Origin of the sequence: Porcincola sp. LCP21S3_C12 (assembly GCF_052118625.1) — a bacterium.
GTDB lineage: Bacteria > Bacillota > Clostridia > Lachnospirales > Lachnospiraceae > Porcincola.
This window is the reverse complement of sequence record NZ_JBQKGW010000005.1, coordinates 108,522-130,525: the sequence shown is the minus strand read 5'-3', so window position 1 is coordinate 130,525 and position 22,004 is coordinate 108,522. Positions and strand designations below refer to the sequence as shown.

The 22,004-nt window shown below is 55.1% G+C and carries 18 protein-coding genes; all 18 read left to right on the top strand.

Annotation, left to right across the window (positions count from 1 at the left end; all coding sequences use genetic code 11):
- Window positions 1-4 precede the first annotated feature (4 nt).
- The 18 genes from ACTQ1N_RS04345 (at window position 5) to ACTQ1N_RS04260 (ending at window position 21,934) form a co-directional block, all read left to right on the top strand.
- Window positions 5-889, top strand: coding sequence for a pseudouridine synthase (locus ACTQ1N_RS04345; RefSeq protein WP_441954980.1), 885 nt, complete (start codon window positions 5-7; stop codon window positions 887-889).
- Window positions 886-1,560: an HAD family hydrolase gene (locus ACTQ1N_RS04340; RefSeq protein ID WP_441954978.1), complete on the top strand. Its 675-nt coding sequence runs from the start codon at window positions 886-888 to the stop codon at window positions 1,558-1,560. The genes ACTQ1N_RS04345 and ACTQ1N_RS04340 overlap by 4 nt, the downstream gene beginning before the upstream one ends.
- Window positions 1,561-1,906: 346 nt before the next feature.
- Complete coding sequence (locus ACTQ1N_RS04335) at window positions 1,907-3,772, top strand: YgiQ family radical SAM protein (protein ID WP_441955055.1); 1,866 nt, start codon at window positions 1,907-1,909, stop codon at window positions 3,770-3,772.
- Entirely contained in the window at window positions 3,769-4,398 is a 630-nt protein-coding gene (locus ACTQ1N_RS04330) for a hypothetical protein (protein ID WP_441954976.1), read from the top strand. Before ACTQ1N_RS04335 ends, ACTQ1N_RS04330 begins: the two co-directional genes overlap by 4 nt.
- Before the next feature lie 21 nt (window positions 4,399-4,419).
- Window positions 4,420-5,592 (top strand): RluA family pseudouridine synthase, encoded by a 1,173-nt coding sequence (locus tag ACTQ1N_RS04325; protein WP_441954974.1) that lies wholly within the window; start codon window positions 4,420-4,422, stop codon window positions 5,590-5,592.
- Window positions 5,593-6,162 carry a Holliday junction resolvase RecU gene (locus ACTQ1N_RS04320; RefSeq protein WP_441954972.1) on the top strand — a complete coding sequence of 190 codons (570 nt, stop codon included), beginning with the start codon at window positions 5,593-5,595 and terminating at the stop codon, window positions 6,160-6,162.
- A gap of 135 nt (window positions 6,163-6,297) precedes the next feature.
- On the top strand, window positions 6,298-7,491 hold the full coding sequence (gene hisZ / locus ACTQ1N_RS04315; protein ID WP_441954970.1) for an ATP phosphoribosyltransferase regulatory subunit: 1,194 nt from the start codon (window positions 6,298-6,300) through the stop codon (window positions 7,489-7,491).
- 23 nt (window positions 7,492-7,514) lie between these two features.
- Complete coding sequence (gene hisG, locus ACTQ1N_RS04310) at window positions 7,515-8,195, top strand: ATP phosphoribosyltransferase (RefSeq protein WP_441955053.1); 681 nt, start codon at window positions 7,515-7,517, stop codon at window positions 8,193-8,195.
- A 119-nt stretch (window positions 8,196-8,314) separates the two neighbouring features.
- The gene (gene hisD, locus ACTQ1N_RS04305) at window positions 8,315-9,616 is read left to right on the top strand and encodes a histidinol dehydrogenase (RefSeq protein ID WP_441954968.1); all 1,302 of its coding nucleotides are present in this window, start codon (window positions 8,315-8,317) and stop codon (window positions 9,614-9,616) included.
- An 83-nt stretch (window positions 9,617-9,699) separates the two neighbouring features.
- Window positions 9,700-10,287, top strand: coding sequence for an imidazoleglycerol-phosphate dehydratase HisB (gene hisB / locus ACTQ1N_RS04300; RefSeq protein ID WP_441954966.1), 588 nt, complete (start codon window positions 9,700-9,702; stop codon window positions 10,285-10,287).
- A gap of 18 nt (window positions 10,288-10,305) precedes the next feature.
- On the top strand, window positions 10,306-11,625 hold the full coding sequence (gene hisIE / locus ACTQ1N_RS04295) for a bifunctional phosphoribosyl-AMP cyclohydrolase/phosphoribosyl-ATP diphosphatase HisIE (RefSeq protein ID WP_441954964.1): 1,320 nt from the start codon (window positions 10,306-10,308) through the stop codon (window positions 11,623-11,625).
- 95 nt (window positions 11,626-11,720) lie between these two features.
- Window positions 11,721-13,409 (top strand): 2-isopropylmalate synthase, encoded by a 1,689-nt coding sequence (locus tag ACTQ1N_RS04290; protein WP_441954962.1) that lies wholly within the window; start codon window positions 11,721-11,723, stop codon window positions 13,407-13,409.
- A 287-nt stretch (window positions 13,410-13,696) separates the two neighbouring features.
- Window positions 13,697-14,608 (top strand): cell wall hydrolase, encoded by a 912-nt coding sequence (locus ACTQ1N_RS04285; RefSeq protein ID WP_441954960.1) that lies wholly within the window; start codon window positions 13,697-13,699, stop codon window positions 14,606-14,608.
- Window positions 14,609-14,779: 171 nt separating this feature from the next.
- Window positions 14,780-16,276, top strand: coding sequence for a threonine synthase (gene thrC / locus ACTQ1N_RS04280; protein ID WP_441954958.1), 1,497 nt, complete (start codon window positions 14,780-14,782; stop codon window positions 16,274-16,276).
- 22 nt (window positions 16,277-16,298) lie between these two features.
- Window positions 16,299-16,706, top strand: coding sequence for a hypothetical protein (locus ACTQ1N_RS04275; protein ID WP_441954956.1), 408 nt, complete (start codon window positions 16,299-16,301; stop codon window positions 16,704-16,706).
- A 162-nt stretch (window positions 16,707-16,868) separates the two neighbouring features.
- Window positions 16,869-18,617 (top strand): bifunctional diguanylate cyclase/phosphodiesterase, encoded by a 1,749-nt coding sequence (locus ACTQ1N_RS04270; protein ID WP_441954954.1) that lies wholly within the window; start codon window positions 16,869-16,871, stop codon window positions 18,615-18,617.
- The gene (locus tag ACTQ1N_RS04265) at window positions 18,618-19,376 is read left to right on the top strand and encodes a 2-phosphosulfolactate phosphatase (RefSeq protein ID WP_441954952.1); all 759 of its coding nucleotides are present in this window, start codon (window positions 18,618-18,620) and stop codon (window positions 19,374-19,376) included.
- Window positions 19,373-21,934, top strand: a complete 2,562-nt coding sequence (locus ACTQ1N_RS04260; protein ID WP_441954950.1) for a helicase-related protein — start codon at window positions 19,373-19,375, stop codon at window positions 21,932-21,934. The genes ACTQ1N_RS04265 and ACTQ1N_RS04260 overlap by 4 nt, the downstream gene beginning before the upstream one ends.
- The last annotated feature ends 70 nt before the right edge of the window (window positions 21,935-22,004 follow it).

Below are 22,004 nucleotides of genomic sequence, written 5' to 3'. Positions count from 1 at the left end.
AAGCATGATGAGACTTGACAGGTTCTTATCCGGAGAGTCGGAGATGACCAGAAGCGAAGTGAAGAAAAAAATCAAGGGCGGTCTTGTAGAGGTCAACGGCATAACAGCTGTCCGGCCGGAGCAGAAGATCAATCCTTCCTCCGATGAGATCCGGATCGGCGGAAAACAGGTGAAGGCTGCAGGGATGGTATACCTGATGCTGAATAAGCCGCAGGGAGTCCTGTCCGTGACAGAGGACAGGAGGGCCCGGACAGTGCTCGACCTGATCGCACAGCCCTATGCCCGGAAGCTGTTTCCGGCGGGGCGCCTCGATAAAGATACAGAAGGACTGCTTCTTCTGACAAACGACGGCATGCTGGTACACAGGCTGATCTCACCGTCCAGACATGTCTGGAAGATATATTTCGCTGTTGTGGACGGAGAGATGACGAAGACGCATGAGGACGCATTCCTTGGCGGGATAGAGATCGGCGAAAAGCATCCGACCCTTCCGGCGGTCATGAGGCGGCTTTCAATCGATGGGGATTTTCTCTGGAGAATGGAGAGCGAACGCGGCGAAGGCGCGGCGCAGAGCGAGCCGGAGCGTCTTCCGTCCGGGCTGACGCGCCGTATGCGGCAGATTTGCTCGGAAAGTCTGACGCTGGGGGACTATTCCCGCTGCGGAGAAGGCCAGAGCCTCTGTGCGGTCGCTCTCAGGGAGGGCAAGTTTCACCAGGTGAAGCGGATGTTTGAGGCAGTCGGCGGGAAGGTCGTCTTCCTGAAGAGACTGGCGATGGGAAGTCTGACGCTCGACAGAGATCTTGCGCCCGGCGCCTTCAGGCCGCTGACAGCCCGGGAACTCAGAGAACTGGAAGAGGAGACAAAAACAGTCAGGTTGGAGGAGCCGTGAAGAAGGCAGACAGCAGGATTCTTACGAACAAGAGCGCAGCTTTGTTTGATCTTGACGGGACGCTGGTGGATTCCATGTGGATGTGGACAGATATCGATCTCGAATATTTGTCACGGTTCTCTGGCGCTGAGGACTGTGATATCCGGGCGCTGCAGAGAGACATTGAGGGATTCAGCATGCCGGAGACCGCGGAACTTTTCAAAACGAGGTTCCGGATTCCGGACTCACTGGAACAGATGCAGGAGGACTGGAACCAGATGGCGTATGAGCGATACAGGACGAAGGTTCCGCTCAAGGCCGGGGCCAGGCAGCTGCTGGAGACCATGCGCAGGAAGGGCATGAAGCTTGCAGTCTGCACCAGCAATTCAAGGAGGCTTGCGGAGACAGCCCTTCAGGCTAATGATATTCTCGGACTGTTCGATCGGATTCTGACAGCAGACGAAGTCGGAAAAGGAAAACCAAGCCCGGACATCTATCTGGAAGCGGCAAGGCAAATCGGCACAGTCCCCGCCAGGGCCATCGTTTTTGAAGATGTTATAAGCGGTGCAATTGCCGGAAAACGGGCCGGGATGACCGTCTGCGGCGTGGCAGACGCATACTCGGAGGACCGGCGGATGGAACTGGTGGAAAACTGCGACTACTTCATCGAAAATTTCCGGGAGCTTCTTTAACATAGCGGGATGAACAAGGGAAGCATGGCGAACATGCAGGAACGGGCCAGGAACGTATGTCTGGCAGGCATCCAGTCAGATATGGAATCGATAGGAAGGAGCGGCCATGAACCAGCGCCTGGACAGCAGAATCAGGGAAAATCCAGAAGTCAGAACAAAGAAGCAGGCTGGCAGCGGGAAGACGAGAAGCGGAAAGACCAGAGCCGGACAGCGGAATGCAGGAAGGCCGGGAGCGGCCTCCCGGGCGGGCCGCGGGGAAGAGACTGCGAGCCGGCATGCTTCGCGCGCGCATGTCCCCCAGGGGGATATCCCGAGAGAGCGGTTCCTTCCGGTTTCAGGAGCGGACATGGAGGCGCGGGGCCTGAGACAGCTGGACTTTGTCTATGTGACAGGCGATGCCTATGTGGATCACCCCTCCTTTGGGCCGGCCATCATCTCCAGAGTGCTGGAGGCGCATGGGTACAGTGTCGGCATCATTGCGCAGCCTGACTGGAAGAACCCGGAGTCGGTGACCGTGCTGGGGCGCCCGAGGCTGGGCTTTCTGGTGTCAGCCGGAAACATGGACTCGATGGTGAATCATTACACCGTCTTTAAAAAGCGCCGCCATGAAGATGCATACACGCCGGGCGGCGTGAGCGGGAAACGGCCGGATCGTGCCTGCATGGTTTACTGTAACCTGATCCGGAGTGTCTTTCGCGATGTTCCCATCATCGCAGGGGGAATCGAAGCTTCTCTGAGGCGGCTTGCGCATTACGATTACTGGGAGGACAAAATCAGACGCTCGCTTCTGATGGACTGCGGAGCTGACCTCATTTCCTACGGGATGGGCGAGCATTCCATTGTTGAAATAGCGGATGCGCTGGACAGCGGACTTGATATCAGCAGCATTACATTTGTCGCGGGAACCTGCTATAAGACCAAGCGGCAGGAGGATGTTGTCGATTATCTGATGCTGCCATCCTTCGAGGACCTTCAGGCGGACCGGCTGAACCTGGCGAAAAGCTTCAGGATTCAGATGCAGAACACCGACCCGTTCAACGGAAAGCGTCTGGTCGAACCGTACGGGACGGTCTGGGTGGTCCAGAATCCGCCTGCTTCACCGCTGACGCAGCAGGAAATGGATGATGTCTATGCGCTCCCGTATGCCGGGACTTACCATCCGGACTACATCAGCGAGGGTGGAATCCCGGCGCTGGAGGAAGTCCGGTTCTCGATCATATCAAACAGGGGGTGCTTCGGAGGCTGCAGCTTCTGCGCGCTGACGTTTCACCAGGGCAGAATCGTGCAGACGCGCTCCGACGAGTCCATCCTTGCGGAGGCGGAGCGGATGACGAAGGATCCGCTGTTCAAGGGGTACATCCACGATGTGGGCGGACCGACCGCGAATTTCCATCAGCCGTCCTGCAAGAAACAGCTGACGAAGGGCGTCTGTCCGAACCGCGAGTGTCTCTGGCCGGAGCCGTGCCCGAATCTCGAGGTGTCCCATGTGGCCTACACGAATCTCCTGAAAAAAATCAGGGCGATTCCGGGGGTTCGGAAGGTGTTTGTGCGCTCCGGCGTCCGGTTTGACTACGTGTGTCTGGACAAAAATGATGATTTTCTGAGGGAGCTCGTGCGCTATCATATCTCCGGGCAGCTGAAGGTTGCTCCGGAGCATGTGTCGGAGCGGGTGCTCTATATGATGGGCAAGCCGAAGAACAGCGTCTACCGGCAGTTTGTGCAGCGCTACAATCAGATGAACCAGAGCTGTCACATGAACCAGTTTCTGGTCCCGTACATGATCAGTTCACACCCGGGCAGTACACTTCAGGATGCCGTGGAGCTGGCGGAATATCTCAGAGATATCCACCACCAGCCGGAGCAGGTGCAGGATTTTTATCCGACCCCCTCCACCGTATCGACCATCATGTATGCGACGGGGGTAGACCCGAGGACAATGAAGTCGGTCTACGTGCCGAAGGATCCGCATGAGAAGGCCATGCAGCGGGCGCTGATGCAGTATAAGAATCCGAAGCTGCACAGCCTCGTCGAGGAGGCGCTCCATCTGACCGGGAGGGAGGATCTGATCGGTTACGGGCCGAAGTGTCTGATCCGGCCGGCATCCGGGAGGCGGCAGGAACCGGCGAAAAGACCGGCGCCGGCAGGCCGGAAGGCGCGCCGGACAGAAGGCGCAGAAAGAGGACGGAAAGGCTATAGAGGGCAGAGACGATGATGGAAAAGAAACAGAGAAAGCGGCACCCGGAAAAGGGGATGCACGGGTATTTTTCCTGGGAGAAGAAGAAACGCATCGGGATTGTCATCCTGATGTACAGCATTGTTCTGCTGATCTATTTCACAGGAATCTTCCGGTACCACACCCGGAAGAATATGTTCACACTGATCGCAATCCTCGGGATTCTCCCGGCGGCGAAGTGGACGGTCAGCATGATCATGGCGCTTCTGCAGAAGCCATTTTCACAGGAGGCGTATGAGGTGACGGAGACGATTGCCGGAAACCTTGTGCGGGGATATGAGCTCTGCGTGACGGCAGAGGAGGGAAGGCTCGCTCTGGATGCAGTTGTTGTCTGCGGCAGCTTTGTAGCAGCCTACACGAGCGCAAACCGGGGACTGTTCGAGTTCATGCAGAAGCATATCGCGAAGATCCTGAGCAGCAACGGGCTGTACGGGATGAATGTCCATATTTTCCTGAATCTTGATCAGTACAGGGACCGGATCCGGGCGCTGGCGCAGGATCCGGACAAATACCGGACGAATTTGAAGCATGCGGCGGACGCGGTCCACGAAGGGGAAACGCGGGATGAAGCGGTCATGCGGGTCATCCGGAACATATCGGTCTGAGAACAGATCGGACGGAGAGCTATGAGAGAGATCGTGATGACTGACCTCCAGGCAGGCATGCGGCTGGATCATTTTCTGGAGCGCGCCCTTAGAGAGGCGCATACCGGATTCATCTACAAGATGCTCCGGAAGAAAAATATCACACTGAATGGTCATAAGGCGCATGGAAATGAAAAACTGGAGGCGGGCGATGTGGTCCGCCTCTATTTTGCCGAGGAGACACTGGAAAAATTCTGCGAAGGAGCTGTCCCGGGTGTCGAGGCGGTTCCCGGAAGAAATCGTGCGGTTCCCGTAGCGTATCCCCGCGATTCGAAACATGGAGCACCGGGCGGGGAAGGATCTGGCAGGGGAGGCAGAGAGCGGAACGAGAAAGTCCTGACATATCCGGATTTCCCATCTTCCGTCCGGATCCTGTATGAGGACGAGCATGTACTGCTGGTCAGCAAGCCGGCCGGAATGCTGACACAGAAGGCAAAGCCGGGGGATTTATCGCTCAACGAGTATGCCATCGGGCACCTGATAAGAGAAGGGGCGATCACACAGAGGGAGCTTCAGACGGTCCGGCCTTCCGTCTGCAACCGCCTTGACCGGAATACAAGCGGGATTGTCGCAATCGGAAAAACCGTGAGGGGGCTTCAGGCACTGTCCGCGCTCTTCAGGGACCGCACGGTCAGCAAGCACTATCAGGCGCTGGTCTGCGGGGAAGTGAAGAGCAGCCAGAGGATCGACGGATGGCTCATCAAGGATGCGCGTACAAACACGGTCCGGATCCTGAGCCGTGAGGAGAAGGGCGCACAGCGTATCCGGACCAGCTATACGCCGGAGCAGGCGGTCTGCCTGACGATGACATGCATGGGGGCTGCCGGAAAAGGCGCTTTTGGCGGTGCGGATGGTGCAGATGCACAGAGCCGCCGGCTTGTGCTGACGCTTCTGGACGTCGATCTTCTGACGGGCCGCAGCCATCAGATCCGGGCACACCTGGCATCGGCCGGCCACCCGGTAGCCGGCGACCCGAAGTATGGGGACGCTGGTGTGAATGCATATCTGGCCAGACGGTTCAGCGTCAGAAGACAGCTTCTTCATGCCGGAAGGCTGACATTTCCCGTGATGGATTCGCCTCTCGAAAAGCTTTCGGGCAGAACTATCACGGCACCGCTTCCGGCGGATTTCCGGAGCGTCATGGAGGAAGGGTAAATGGCAACCTGGCAGTCAAGAGGGCTCCGGGGCAGCACGCTTGAGGAACTGCTTAACCGGACGAATGAACAGTATCAGGAGAAACAGCTGGCGCTGGTTCAGAAGATTCCGACTCCGATCACGCCGATCAATTTCGATAAAGAGTCCCGCCACATCACGCTGGCATACTTTGATCAGAAGAGCACCGTCGACTACATCGGTGCCGTGCAGGGGATCCCGGTCTGCTTTGATGCCAAGGAAAGCAAGACGGATACCTTCAGTCTGCAGAACGTCCATGAGCATCAGGTACGGTTCATGGAGGCCTTCGAGAGACAGGGAGGCATCTCATTTCTGGTGATCTATTATTCGGGGCGGGATGAGTTTTACTACATGCCGTTCTGTGACCTGAAGAAGGCCTGGGAGCGGAAGGAGGCAGGGGGACGGAAGTCGATTCCGTTCAGCGAGGTCGACACCCGGTACCGGATCTGGCCGAACCGGCATGGGTTCCTGCTTCCGTATCTTGACGCCCTTCAGCTCGATCTGGACGGGAGGGAGGAGGAGTCTTCCCTTGACAGCCGCGACGAACCTTAGTACAATCAGACCCATGCGGCACTTTAACGAAGTAAAGCATTAGCATAGTAAAGCATTCAAGACGAACCGGGGGCCGGAAAACCGGGCTGCAGGTTCGGAAATCGTCCGGAATACCGGAAACGAGGAGAAACGGAGATGAATCAGAAAATCCTTCATACGCCGGAGGGCGTGAGAGATATCTACGGGGAGGAATGCGCGAGAAAGAAGATTCTTGAGAAACGGCTCCACGGGGTTCTGGCTTCCTACGGATACCAGGACATCGAGACCCCGACTTTCGAGTTTTTCGACGTATTCGGAAGCGATGTCGGGACGATCCCCTCGAAGGACTTATACAAATTCTTTGACCGGGAAGGACACACGCTGGTTCTCCGTCCTGATTTCACGCCTTCGATCGCGAGAGCCTGGAGCCGGTACTTCAGTCAGGACATGAAGCCGGCGCGGCTTTCCTATCAGGGGAATACGTTTGTGAATTACCAGGGGCTTCAGGGGAGGCTCAAGGAATCCACCCAGATGGGGGCGGAGCTGATCGGGGAAGGCTCCGCTGACGGCGACGCGGAGGTGATCGCGATGGCTGCGGAAGCGCTGACGGCATCCGGGCTGAGCGATTTCCAGATCAGCGTCGGACATGCCGGATTTTTCGAGAGCCTTGTGCGCGAGGCAGGGCTTGACGAGGATACGGAAGCAAAACTCCGGAATCTGATGCACAACCACAACACCTTCGGAATCCGGAAACTTCTGTCGGACAAAAAGATCGATGATGGGATGAGAGAGCTCCTTGTGACCCTTCCTGACCTGAACGGCGACGGCGCGCTGCAGCGGGCATATGAGCTGTCAGAGGGACTGAAGGCACAGGAGGCTGTCAGAAGGCTGATGGAGGTCCGTGATCTTCTGCAGGTCTACGGGGTTCAGGACGCCGTCTCCTTTGATTTCGGGATGCTCTCGGCATACATGTACTATACGGGGATCATCTTCAGAGGGTACACCTACGGAACCGGTGAGGCTGTCGTCAAGGGCGGCCGGTACGACGGCCTTCTGTCTCATTTCGGAAAGGACACGCCGTCAGTCGGGTTTGTGATTGTCGTGAGCCAGCTGATGAATGCACTCAGCAGACAGAAGATTGACATCCTGCCGGAGCATGAGCGGTATCTGATCCTTTACACGGAGAGCCGCAGGAAGGAAGCGCTGAAGAAAGCGGTGACCTATCGGGCGCAGGGAAAGTACACGGAACTCTGCAGCCTTTCCTGTCTCAGAAGCGGGGAGGATTCCGCGCACCTGCCGGAGCGGCTGCGTGAGGAAGGCGGCTATGCGTCTGTGATTGTGGTAGAATAATGGTCAGCGCTGGAGGATGAATGATGAGGTATCTGACAATCGCTCTCACAAAGGGGCGGCTCGCGAAGCAGACGATGAAGCTTCTGGAGCAGATTGGAATCAGCTGTGAGGAAATGAATGACCCGGCAACGCGCAGGCTCATCTTTACAGATGAGGCGCGCAGGCTTCGTTTTTTCCTCGCGAAGGGGCCGGATGTGCCGACATACGTGGAGTATGGGGCAGCGGATATCGGTGTGGTCGGCGAGGATACGATCATGGAGGAGGACCGCAAGATCTATGAGGTGCTGGATCTGGGGTTCGGGAAGTGCCGGATGTGCGTGGCAGGTCCTGAGAGCGCTAAGAAGCTTCTGAACGGACAGCAGCAGATCCGGGTGGCGACAAAGTATCCGAAAATTGCGAGGGACTACTTTAACGAGACGAAGAACCAGACGGTTGAGATCATCAAGCTGAACGGCTCCATCGAGCTGGCGCCGATTGTCGGCCTCTCGGAAGTGATCGTCGACATTGTCGAGACCGGATCGACACTGAAGTCCAATGGACTGAAGGTACTCGAGGAGGTCTGCCCGCTTTCTGCAAGAGTGGTTGTGAATCCGGTCAGCATGCGGATGGAAAATGAGCGGATCACCGCGCTTCTCAGGGACATGAACGAGGTGCTCACCAGGGAACAGGAGAAGGAGCGGCTGTCTTCGGCTCAGGATACCTGATCCGGCGCCAGAGCGATTTCAGACAACATGGCCAGAGCGATTTCAGACGGCATGGCCGGGCGGTCAGATGCATGCAGCAGGCGAAGACGGAGAAACTGCTGCGCAGGGGGAACAGGATCATGAGAATTGTCAGACTGGATGAAAAGACGAGGAATGAGGTGCTTGGAAATCTTCTCAGCCGGAACCGTACGGATTATGGAGCGTACGAGGCTTCTGTCCGGGAGATGGTGGAGCAGGTCAGGACGAACAAAGATGAGGCTCTTTTCGGGTACACGGAGAAATTTGATCATGTGAAGCTGACACCGGATACCGTCCGCGTATCGGACGCAGAGATCGGGGAAGCGTACAGCGAGGTCTCGCAGGAGCTTCTGCGTGTCATCCGGGAGGCGCTTGAAAACATCCGCGCCTTTCACGAAAAGCAGAAGCGGAACAGCTGGTTTGACACCCGCGAGGATGGCGTTCTGCTCGGCCAGAAGGTCCTGCCGCTAAGAAGAGTCGGTGTCTATGTGCCGGGCGGGAAGGCAGTCTATCCGTCGTCTGTCCTGATGAATATTGTGCCGGCGAAGGTGGCCGGTGTATCTCAGATTGTCATGGTGACGCCGCCGGGGAAGGATGGGAAAATCAGTCCCAATACGCTGGTGGCGGCGCATGAGGCCGGTGCGGATGTGATCTTCAAGGTCGGCGGCGCGCAGGCCGTCGCGGCGCTTGCCTATGGGACGGAGACGGTTCCGAGGGTAGACAAGATCGTCGGCCCCGGCAACATCTTTGTCGCGCTTGCGAAAAAGTCAGTATACGGGCAGGTCGGCATCGATTCCATTGCAGGACCGAGTGAGATTGTTGTCCTTGCGGATGAGACAGCCAGCCCGCGCTTTGTCGCTGCGGATCTGCTGAGCCAGGCAGAGCATGATGAGATGGCTTCCGCCATCCTGGTTACGACGAGCATGAAGCTGGCAGAGCAGGTTTCGGAGCAGGTGGATGCTTTCCTGAAGGTGCTTTCCAGAGCGCAGATTGCGGGGAAATCCATCGAAAACCATGGATATATTCTTGTCGTGGACAGCCTGCAGGAGGGCATTGAGACGGTCGACGCGATTGCCCCGGAGCACCTGGAGATCGTCACATCGAATCCATTTGATGCGATGACGCGCGTCCACAATGCAGGTGCCATCTTTCTCGGACCGTATTCTTCAGAACCGCTCGGAGACTATTTTGCAGGCCCCAATCACATCCTTCCGACGGGTGGGACAGCGCGTTTCTTCAGTCCGCTGTCTGTAGATGATTTTGTCAAGAAGTCCAGCATTGTCTACTATTCCGAGGAAGCGCTCCGGAAGGTGCACCGGGATATCGAGACGTTTGCGAAGGCGGAGCAGCTGACAGCGCATGCCAACTCCATCGCCGTCCGGTTTGAGGGTGAGGCAGACTAAGAAGCAGGATCTGTCAGGAAAATCAGGCGTCCTGGCTGGTATGAGCAGGATCAGCAGGGATCTGTTCCGTGAGGAGGAGTGAAATGGCACGAATTGCCGAGGTGGAGCGCTATACGAAGGAGACCAGCATCGAGGTTCAGCTGAACCTCGACGGGAGCGGACAGACTCAGATCGATACGGGGGTCGGTTTTTTTGACCATATGCTGGACGGGATGGCCCGCCACGGCCTGTTCGATCTGACCGTCAAGGTGGATGGTGATCTGACCGTGGACGATCATCACACCATCGAGGATACCGGCATTGTGATCGGCCAGGCGATCCGGAAGGCCGTGGGTGACAAGAAGGGTATCCAGCGTTACGGCAGCCGGATTCTGCCGATGGATGAGGTGCTGGTGCTGTGTGCAGTCGATCTGTGCGGGAGACCTTCATTTTCCTATGATGCGGTCTTTCAGGCAGACCGGATGGGGACGATGTCCACACAGATGGTGCGGGAGTTCTTCTACGCCATTTCCTACAGCGCCATGATGAATCTTCATCTGAAGGTGCTGACGCCCGGCAATGATCACCACATGGCGGAGGCGATGTTCAAGGCGTTCGGAAAAGCACTAGACGAAGCGACAAAAATCGATCCGAGAATCACGGATGTGCTGTCGACGAAGGGAACCATATAAGGCAGAAAGGAAAATATCATGCAAAAGAAGCTGGTTTCTGCAATCTATCTGAAAAACGGGAAGGCGGTCACATCCCTCACGGAGGATGAGCCTTATGAGGGCGGGGACGCCGTTGCGCTGTCCAGCCACTATTCAAACCTGGGAGCGGACGGCCTGCTGATTTTTGACAGAAGCGATACGGACGAGGAACACGATGAGTCGCTGACGCTGGAACGGGAGATCATCCGGAAGGTGGACATCCCGGTCTGGGGGTTCGGCAACATCAGACGGGTTGAGGATGTGAAGAAGATCCTCTACACAGGGGCTGCGAAAGCCATTCTGAATTTCTCGAAGGCGTCCAACATGAAGATGCTGGAGGAGGTTTCCAAACGTTTCGGCAAGGAGAAGATCGGTGTCTGCATCGACACCCGCAGGGACGAGGTGCTGGACGATGAGACCAAGAAACGGATTGAGGCCTATGCCAGCGGAATCGTCATCCTGACGGATGTGTTTGTATACAGAAAGGACCGTCTGGAGTTTGCGAACCTGAGCGGACTGCCGGAGACGATGGTTGTGGTGGGAAGTGATGGCCTTTCCGAGGACGAAAAACTGGGGATTCTGTCGCAGGACTGCGTGGAGGGACTGTGCGAGGACATTCTCCGGGACCCGAAGACCGATATCATGAAGCTGAAGGCGGAGCTGAAGGCGAAGGGCGCGGATCTGAACCTCTTTGAGAGCGCTGTCAGCTGGGATGAATTGAAGACGGACGAGAACGGACTTGTTCCCTGCGTGGTGCAGGATTACAAAAATGAAGAAGTGCTCATGGTCGCCTATATGAACAAGGAGTCCTTCGAGCAGACCGTCCGGACCGGTATCATGACCTACTGGTCCAGAAGCAGGCAGAGCCTCTGGGTCAAGGGGGAAACATCAGGACATTATCAGTACATACGCGAGATGCGGCTGGACTGTGACAGCGACACGCTGCTGGCGAAGGTGCTCCAGATCGGGGCCGCCTGCCACACGGGAAACCGGAGCTGCTTCTACCGCACGATTCTGAAGAAGGATTATCAGGACCGCAATCCGCTTACGGTGTTTGAACAGGTACTCGATGTGATCCGCGACAGGAAAGAGCATCCGAAGGAAGGTTCCTACACGAACTACCTGTTTGACAAGGGGATCGACAAGATTCTGAAAAAATGCGGAGAGGAGGCGGCTGAGATCATCATTGCCGCCAAAAATCCGAACCGTGAGGAGGTTCGCTACGAGATGGCGGATTTCCTTTACCACATGATGGTTCTGATGGTCGAACGCGGTCTGTCCTGGGAAGATATTGCAGAGGAGCTTGCAAATCGCGAGTAAGTACGGTATTCTTTTCAGCACAGCATGAATCCAGATGATATGAGTGCAAAAAGTACTTTTTGCCACTCATTCATAATTCAGAGAGGTGACAGGCGATGATGAATTACAGGAAATACACCAGACAATTCTTCAAGGCGCCGGACACCGGTCACAGATGGGCGGAAAAGATATACATCGACCATGCACCGGTGTGGTGCTCGGTGGACCTTCGGGACGGAAACCAGGCCCTGGTTGTACCGATGGATATGGAAACCAAGCTGAAATTCTTTGAACTCCTGGTTAAGATCGGATTCAAGGAGATCGAGGTCGGTTTTCCGGCAGCCTCCGAGACGGAGTATGACTTTCTGCGCGCGCTGATTGAACGGAAGATGATTCCGGACGACGTGACAGTCCAGGTGCTGACGCAGGCAAGGGAACACATCATCAGAAAGACATTTGAAGCGCTGAAGGGCTGCAAAAACGCCATTGTTCATGTCTACAACTCGACGTCAAAGGCGCAGCGTGAGCAGGTTTTCCGGAAGTCCAAGGAAGAGATCATGCAGATTGCCGTGGAGGGTGCCACGCTTCTGCAGAAGCTGACGGACGAGGCAGGCGAGAAGTACCGCTTTGAGTACAGTCCGGAGAGCTTCACCGGGACGGAGCCGGAGTATGCGCTCGAGGTCTGCAATGCTGTCCTCGATGTCTGGAAGCCGACACCGGACCGCAAGGCCATCATCAATCTGCCGTCGACGGTGCAGCTTTCCGTGCCAAGTGCCTATGCGGACCAGGTCGAGTACATCTCCGACAATCTGAAGTACAGGGAGAACGTCGTGCTTTCTCTTCATCCGCACAATGACCGTGGGACCGGCGTGGCAGACGCAGAGCTTGGCGAACTGGCCGGCGCTGACAGAATCGAGGGGACAATCTTCGGAAACGGAGAGCGCACCGGGAATGTGGACATCGTGACGCTCGCCCTGAATATGTACAGTCAGGGTGTGGATCCGCAGCTTCACCTGGATGACATGCCGGATATCGTAGACAAGTATCAGGATTACACGGGTATGACGGTCAATCCGAGAACTCCGTACGGCGGATCCCTGGTGTTTGCTGCGTTCTCAGGCTCTCATCAGGATGCCATTTCGAAGGGCATGCATTACAGAAAAGAGAAGAATACCGATCTCTGGACGGTGCCGTATCTGCCGATCGATCCGACGGACATCAGCCGGAGCTACGATGCAGATGTCATCCGCATCAACAGCCAGTCCGGAAGAGGCGGTATCGGCTTCATCCTCGAGCACGATTTCGGCCTCAGGCTGCCGAAGGCACTTGCGTCGGCGATCCGCGACGAGGTCAAGCTGGAGTCCGAGCATCAGCACAAGGAGCTGACGCCAAACGAGATCTTCGATCTCTTCATCGACCGCTTCGAGGATGTCAGAAAGCCTTACGGCATCTCTCATGTGACCTTCCGTCAGCACAACGGAATCATCGCGACCATCACGACGCAGTTCGGAAACCGTTCCGCCGAGATTACAGCGTCCGGCAACGGCCGCCTGAATGCTGTCTCCAACGCGCTTAAGAAGGCGTACGGGCTTAAGTATGATCTGGATACCTATGAGGAGCATGCGCTGGAGAAGAGCTCTTCCTCCAGAGCCATCGCTTATGTCGGTGTCAGGAGCAGAAAGAGCGGCGTACTGTACTGGGGCGCAGGAGTGGATGTCGATATCATCCGGGCCTCCGTCAGTGCCCTTCTCACTGCCGTGAACAATATGGTGAATGCGGAGGATACAGCGCTTTCAGAAGAGTAACAGAGTGGTTTTCCAAACCAGCTGCCTGCGGTGCGGGCAGCTGGTTTTTTCGTCCCGCGCATCTGCCGCCAGCATGCAGGCATGACGCGTCCATCTGCACAGCGACTGGGCTGATGCACGCATGTTACAATTGTGTTACGGAAATGTTGACAAACGTAATAAACATATCTATAATGTGCGATGTATCGATAAATATGACTGGGCTGACAGGATTCGATGGTTGGATATATCTGCGGCTGTCGTCATGATGCGTGCAAGTGTGATGGAGAGAAGGTGAGGGGCTTTTCATGAATATAAGTCTGCGGAAAACAGATCGAACTGAATCGGGTGAAGACCGCCTGAAGGAAACCGGGGCGGCGTCAGCTTCCAGGAACAGAGCGGCGGCCGATTCAGGATTGAGTGATGAGCTGTTTTCATCAAAAGGGAAGGTCCTCGGCCTGTTCCTCACGGCAGCGGTCTTTCTGATCGGGGGAATCGCGGCTCCGGTATCGCTGCACAGAACATCAAGCGCTGCATCAGCGGAGGCCGTAGCGCCATCTGTGATGGTGGGTGCCGGAACGGAAACATATGAGACGGCTTCCCCGGCAGAGGCGGAAACTGGAGAGCAGGAAAGCGGGCGTGAGGAAAGCAGGCAGACGCAGCTGAGAAACCAGACCTCCATGTGGCTTTCTTCCATCGCGGAGAGTCTCGACAACGTGAAGGAGCCGGAGACAGCCGTGGAACCGTCGGACAGCTCGGGTGCGCAGGCCATACAGTCGGCGTCCCTGATCACGAGCGATGCGGGAAAGGTGATCGCTGAGAACAGATCGATGTCCTACACGGATTACACGACACTGCTGAATATTGTGGAGGCGGAATGTACAGGCGGCGATGAGAAGAGCAAGCTTCTTGTTGCGGATGTTATACTGAACCGTGTGGCGGACAGCCATTTTCCGGATAATGTCTATGATGTCGTATGGCAGAGGGTGGGTGGGACGGCTCAGTTCTCGCCGACACAGGATGGCCGGATGGGGACGCTGACCATATCCGACAGTACAATCAAGGCGGTAAAAGAGGCGATTGGCGGGAAGAACATCTCGGATGGAGCGCTGTTTTTCATGGCGCGGGAGTCGTCCTCCAGCAAGAATGTCGACTGGTTTGATGAGACCCTGGAATACCTGTATTCCTACGGCGGACACGATTATTATAAGTTCAAATAAGACAATATGAATGGGCGGAAGAGCAGGTGAACGCTTCCGCCTGTTTTTGTATATCTGCGGGAACTTGCCCGGAAATCCTGCAGAAGAGAATCACTTGCGCCTTTCATCCAAATAAGGTATTCTTAGAGACTGATACGAACCATTATGCAATCAAAAGGCAGGAGCGCGGTCATGCAGCAGACGATCATGTACAAGAGCACCAGAAATTCGGATTTGAGAGTGACTTCTTCCCAGGCGATCCTTCAGGGGCTTGCGCCGGACGGAGGACTGTTTGTTCCGGAGAAGCTGCCTGTGTGGGACGGCGATTTCCGGAGGCTTTCGGAGCAGTCCTATCAGGAGACGGCATACCAGATCATGCGCCTTCTGTTGACCGACTTTACGGAGGAGGAGCTGAAGGACTGCATCAGCAAGGCATATGACGCCAAGTTTGATGATCCGTTGATGGCACCGCTCAGACATGAGGGAGATGCGTACTATCTCGAGCTGTTCCATGGCAAGACGATTGCCTTCAAGGATATGGCTCTCTCGATTCTTCCGCATCTGATGACGGTGGCGGCAAGGAAAAATCAGATTACGGATGAAATTGTGATTCTGACTGCGACGTCCGGGGATACAGGGAAGGCGGCAATGGCAGGGTTTGCGGATGTTCCGGGGACAAAGATCATCGTCTTCTATCCGAAGGACGGCGTGAGCCGTGTCCAGGAGCTTCAGATGCGTACCCAGCGCGGCGGGAACGTCCATGTTGTCGGCATTGACGGGAACTTCGACCAGGCGCAGACGGGTGTCAAGAAGATCTTCCGGGATCCGGAGATGAACCGCAGGATGAAGGCACAGGGACTTCGGTTCTCTTCGGCCAACTCCATTAACATTGGACGGCTGGTTCCTCAGATTGTCTATTACTTCTATGCGTATGGACAGCTTCTCAGGCAGGGCGCAGTCAAGCCGGGTGAGCGGATCAACATCACGGTTCCGACCGGGAATTTCGGCAACATCCTGGCAGCATACTACGGGAAGCGGATGGGGCTTCCGGTGAAGAAGCTCATCTGTGCCTCGAATGAGAACAAGGTTCTGGTCGATTTCTTCAGGACAGGTGCGTACGATAAAAACCGTTCGTTCAAGCTGACTTCGAGTCCGTCGATGGACATCCTGGTTTCGTCGAATCTGGAGAGACTGATCTACAGAATTTCAGGAGACGACAGCGAACAGACTGCGAAGCTGATGAGCGCGCTTTCCTCACAGGGTGTATACAAGATCACGGACGGTATGTATACGAAACTGTCCGATTTCTATGGCAACTACGCAAGCGAGGAGGAGACGGCCGGGGAGATTGCGCAGGTCTACAGGGAATGCGGGTATGTCATCGATACCCATACGGCAGTCGCTTCGAAGGTCTGCCGCAAGTATCGTGAGGAGACGAAGGACATGACGCCGGTTGTCATCGCCAGCACCGCCAGCCCGTACAAGTTTGCGAGAGCGGTTGTCTGTGCAATCAAGCCTGAGATGGCGGAGAAGACCGATTCGGAGCTGATCGATGAACTGGAAAAGCTGAGCGGGGTCCGGATTCCGGAGGCGATCGAGGATATCCGGAAAGCGCCGATCCTTCACAACACATTTATCGCAGGGGACGGTATGGAGGAAGAGGTCGCTTCCTGGCTCGGGCTTTCCTGAATGAGGAGACAGCCGGAGCGGGATGGGGCTGGAGGCAGTCAGCCACGCTGGAATCTGCCGGAAGGGATGCAGGAAGATGGATAACAATTCGTTGTTTTCTTTTATGGATATTTTGATTGCGGGATGCGGCATCTATCTGATGTACTGCTGGTATCTGCTGCAGTTCAAGGGAGAGGTCAAAAAGGGCGTCCTTCTGCCGGACAAGTCGACCGTGCATTGCAAGGACCTGGATGGGTATAAGAAGGCGATTGGAGGGAAACTGTTCGTGTTTGCCCTTTCTGCACTCGCGGCCGGCGGGCTCGGGCTCTTTTCGGATTATGTCAGGCCGGTCAATACCTACGTGTATCTCGGACTGACGGCCGTGTTCCTTGTGGTTCTGATCTGGTTTACCAGAAGCGCAAAGAAGGCAGAGAAAGAGTATTTCAGCTGAAAGGTTGAGGCAGGTTAAACCAAACAGATCAGGTCCTGAACAGAAGGCATGCCCGGAAGTTTTAAGAATGGGTATGCCTGTTTTACTTCACGAAGCTGAAGTGTTGGCATATAATAACATCTGTTGGGGATATCGTATGAGAAGAAAAGTGATAAGGTAAAGATGGAAATATACCAGTTCGGGCCAGATACACGCGCGTTTTTGGAAAAGATGCCGGTTCCGGTTGCGGTGTATCAGTATCAGAATAACAGAATCAATTCGTTGGTCGTATCGGAGGCTCTGCTGAAACTTTTTGGATATGATTCAATTAAAGAAGGCCTCTTATATCTGAACAATGACATGTACCGTGATGTACATCCGGAAGACCTGGCAAGAGTTGAAGAGGCCGGGTATCGTTTTGCGATGCAGGAAGGTCTTTCAGGCAAATATGATATCGTCTACCGGAATAAAAACAAATATCAGGACAGTTATCATATCATCCATGGGACAGGACGGCACATCATGATGGGGCATGACCGCCTTGCTGTGATTATCTACACAGATGAGACAGATACCATCGATAGCACAGGGGGCGTCGGCTCAACGTTGAAGCACGCCCTTGAATCTCACGTTCTGGCGCAGAGTACCGCTCATACAAGTCATTATGACGATCTGACCGGGCTTCAGAATATGAAGCATTTCCTTATCAGTGCAAGGCCGCAGATCCAGGAGATGTGGAAGACAGGTAAGACTCCTCTTATCCTGTATTTCAACATGAGGAATCTGAAGGCATTCAATAACCGTTTCGGATTCCACGAGGGAGACATCCTTCTTCAGGAGCTGGCGATCCTGATCCGGGAGGAATTTGGCCTGGACAAATCCTCCAGATTCGAGAGTGACCATTTTGTTGTTTACACAGAGCTTCAGGACGCAGATCAGAAACTGGAGCGTTTGTTAAAAAAAACAGATCAAATCAACAAGGGAAACAACCTTCCATTGAAGGTTGGAGCCTATATACTGCGAGATGACGGGACGAGTCTCTCTGTTGCATGTTACCGGGCGAAGATGGCAAGTGATTCGATTACGGAGCAGACAGCATCGGATGTCGTGTATTTTACGGATGACATCATGCGGCAGACTGCCATGCACAGACATGTGTTGCGCTGCTTCGAGAATGCCCTCAGGGAGGAGTGGATAGAGGTTTATTATCAGCCGGTGATCCGGACCAGAACCCAGAAAGCTTGCGGGACGGAGGCGCTTGTCAGGTGGAATGACCCGATATATGGAATGATTTCTCCAGGTCAGTTTATTCCGGCGCTGGAGGAGAACGGTCTGGTCTGTCAGCTTGATCTTTATGTTGTGGAGCAAGTCTGCAAAAACTACCGCAAGCTGACGGATGAAGGCAGGAGCATGGTTCCGGCGTCTGTCAATCTTTCACGCAAGGATCTTCTGCATGCTGATTTGGTACGCACAATTGACAGCATCCTCGAACGGTATAATGTGCCGAGATCATTTATCAACATCGAGATTACAGAGAGTGCGTTTGTCGAGGGAAAAGAGCAGATCGGGCGGCTGATTGAGCAGTTTCATAACCTGGGGTACAAGGTCTGGATGGATGATTTCGGCTCCGGGTATTCTTCGCTAGGTGTTCTGAAGGATTGTTCATTTGACGAATTGAAGATTGACATGAGCTTCCTGTCAAATTTTACGGACAAGGCTCAGAAGATTCTGAGGTCGGTTGTCCATATGGCGGGCGAGATCGGGATCCGCACCCTCGCAGAGGGCGTGGAGACAGCGGAGCAGTATGACTTTCTGAAGGATATCGGCTGTGAAAAAATCCAGGGCTATTACTTCGGAAGACCTATGAAGCTTCCGGAGGTATTTGAATACTTTCAGGAACGTGGGATCCAGCCGGAATATGCAGCAGGCTGAATGCTGCCTGCTATCAGGCCGAACGGGGAGGGGACAAAGAACGTGGAGATCAGGGTACTTGAACTGCTGGAGGGAGCGAAAAAGGCGCAGGGGCTGACGGTGGTCATCGATGTATTCCGTGCGTTCACCACAGAGTGTTATGCATTCTCGGAAGGAGCACGCTGGTCATGGCCGATTGCGCGGCTTGAAGATGCATTTGCGCTGAAGAAACGTTATCCGGACGCGGTTCTTCTCGGCGAGAGAGGCGGGGCGAAGGTAGATGGCTGCGATCTCGGGAATTCCCCTTATGATGTGACGAAGACATTCTTCCGGGGGAAGGCGATGATCCATTCGACATCCGCCGGCACGCAGGGAATTGCAGCGGCTGCACAGGCAGGTGCGGAGGAGATCGTAACAGGAAGCCTTGTGAATGCAAAGGCTGTTGCGGCATATATCCGTTTCCGGAAACCTTCCGTTGTATCGATTGTCGCGATGGGAAAGGCAGGCCTTACAAGTACAAACGAGGACCTGATCTGTGCGCGTTATATCGAAGCCCTTTTGAGGGGGAAAGTGTATGATATCGACGGGAAGATCGCCTGGCTGAGATATCATGGGGCGGAGCAGTTCTTTGATCCGGCACAGGCGGATATTTTTCCAAGAGAGGATTATCCGCTCTGCGTGGCGCACGACCGGTTTGACTTCGTACTGAGAGTCTGCAGAGATGAGGAAGGCCGCCTGATGATCAGACGGGCAGACCCGCCGGAGTGGATCGAAACATGAAAGAACAGTTCAAGGGAATCTGCGAATCGGATGTCGAAGCCTGCATCCCTGATGATGTGCTTGTGCAGATTGAGACGGAGGCAGGCCGGCTGGCAGACGTCCTGGCGGATATAATCAGCTACAGCGATGATATCCGGATGGAGAATGGGGATGGCAGCAGACGCTCCCTTCAGACGATCGAATCAGATGCAGAAGCGCTGGCGCTATTCCGGCATCAGCTGGAGGCGGATCCGGTTTCCGGGTTTCTCAATGGGACAAAGGTGAGGCAGGGAAAGTCTGCCGATACGCTGCTTGGGAGCCTCCGGAAAAAACTGCGTCTGAGGATTTCAGGACAGACGCTCCGGACAATCGGTACCAGGGTAGCGGAAAGGCTTCAGGAGGACCTGCAGCCTGAACGGGGAGGGATGAGGCGCAGAAGGAGGCCGGAGCCGGTGCTGGTCGGCAGAATCAGAGCACTTCCTGACAGCTATGGCAGAGCGGCGGTGATTTCAGCCACAGCCGTACGCGTCGGACAGAACACAAGGATCCTTCATGCATGTGCGGCAAAGTACCAGTTTGAGGCAGCAGAGGCCATGCTGGACCGGTATGATTCGATCCATGAGGTGGCGCGTTCTCACGTTCCGGATCTGTTCGGCGACGCCAGGAAAATCAGGCGCCATTTCACCATCCATGTGGGTGGTACAAACACAGGAAAGACACATGACGCCATGAAGGCGCTTGCAAGTGCCCCTTCCGGCGTCTATCTGGCGCCGCTCAGAATGCTGGCCTATGAAGGTCGGGCGGTCATTGAGGAATATGGCGTCCCGTGCAGCTTTGCAACCGGCGAGGAGAAGGAAATCAAACCGGAAGCCTCCCATATTGCCGAGACGATCGGGATGCTCGATTTCCGTCATCGCTATGATATGGCTGTGATTGATGAGTGTCAGCTGATTTCCGGGGAGGACGGATCTCTTTACACCAATGCCATTCTCGGCGTCAATGCTCCCTCTGTGGAGGTCTGCTGCGCATACAGCGGACTTGAGATCACGAAGCGGCTGATCACGCTCTGCGGGGATACGTACGAGGTGGTCGAGCATACCCGCACAAGCGAGCTGAAGTTCGAGGAGGAGCCGTACCGGGGACCGAGAAAGAACGATGCGTACATCGTATTCTCAAGACTGGGGGCTTATGAGATGGCGGCATGGCTCCAGAAAAAGGGCATGAATCCGTCCATTGTCTATGGAAAGCTTCCCTACGAAGTGAAAATGGAGGAAGCGCGGAAGTTTGAGCGCGGCGACACGGACTGCCTTGTCGCGACAGATGCCATCGCGATCGGGCAGAACTACAATATAGAGCGGATCATCTTCCGGGACACGGTCAAGCATATCAACCGCAGGGAAGTAGAGCTGGATTCCCAGACGGTCAAGCAGGTCGCGGGAAGAGCCGGACGGTACGGACGTTTCCCGGTCGGCTATGTGAATACATTTGACGCGGCAGACAGAGCAGAAATCCGGCAGAAGCTGGAGGAAAAGGATATTCCATCCGCCGCTGCACCGCTGGAGCTTCCGTCGTTTCTCGTGGATGTCGATCTCCCGCTGAGTCTGATCTACAAGGCATGGAATGAGGCAAAAGCAGGGGAGCCGTTTGTGAAGGCAGACACATCTACCGAGCTTTACATCTGCAGGCTCATCGAGTCGCGGTACAGGCGGATTGGGAAACGGGATGAGTACAGTCTTGCAGCCCTGCCCCTGGATCTGAGGGACCGGGATCAGGAAGGCTTACTTGACAATCTCCTGTATCTGTATGACAAGGGAACCGGGACGGACGAGGAGTGGAAGCTCCTGCTTCCGGACAAAGAACAGATTGGGAAGATCGTGCGGTACAGGCCGCATATGATGACACTGGAGAAGCTTTGCAGGCAGCTGGATCTGGCGAGTTCTTTTTTCTACAAAATCAGAAGAGACGATCTTGCCTCCTATGTCATTCGGCTGAAACCACCCATCACAACGCGCATCGCCGAGCTGATGGCGGAAAAGCCGGAGAACCGAACGGCTGCGTCCGGAGATGTGGATCATGCAGCGGATGCAGAGAGTCTGCCGGATGCAGAAAACGTGACAACTGTCGGGGATCAGAGAGACACCTCACATACAAAAGAGCCTGCTGTGCCAACGGAAGGATCCGGGAGGAAGACCCGCATGCAGGCGCAGCCTGAGCGACAGGACCGCCACGCGGACTGGATTCTGGCATATATCTACGTCTCTGTTTCAGGGCAAACAGAGCGCAACACCGGGCGTTTTCCGTATGGAGATTACAGAAGGCTGAATTCAAGGGAGCTTCAGCAGTCCTATGGAAATGAAGCAACCTACATTGATTACTACTGCTATAAGAGAAAGACCAGGACGCCGGATTATTGCCGCTTTGAGCCTTACTTCCGGTATACAGTGAAGCTGGATCCGAAATATATTGTCTCCGACGAAGGCGCGTACTATCTGGCGGAGCATTTCCGGATTGTACGTTGCGATTACCAGCACAGTGCCTCACCGATGCAGATCAGAAGAAATGATAAAGCTGGGCGCTGAAAAACATGCGTGTAAGAAAGACAGAGAGACAAGACAGAAAGATAAAGACAGAAAAGCAAAGATATGGCTC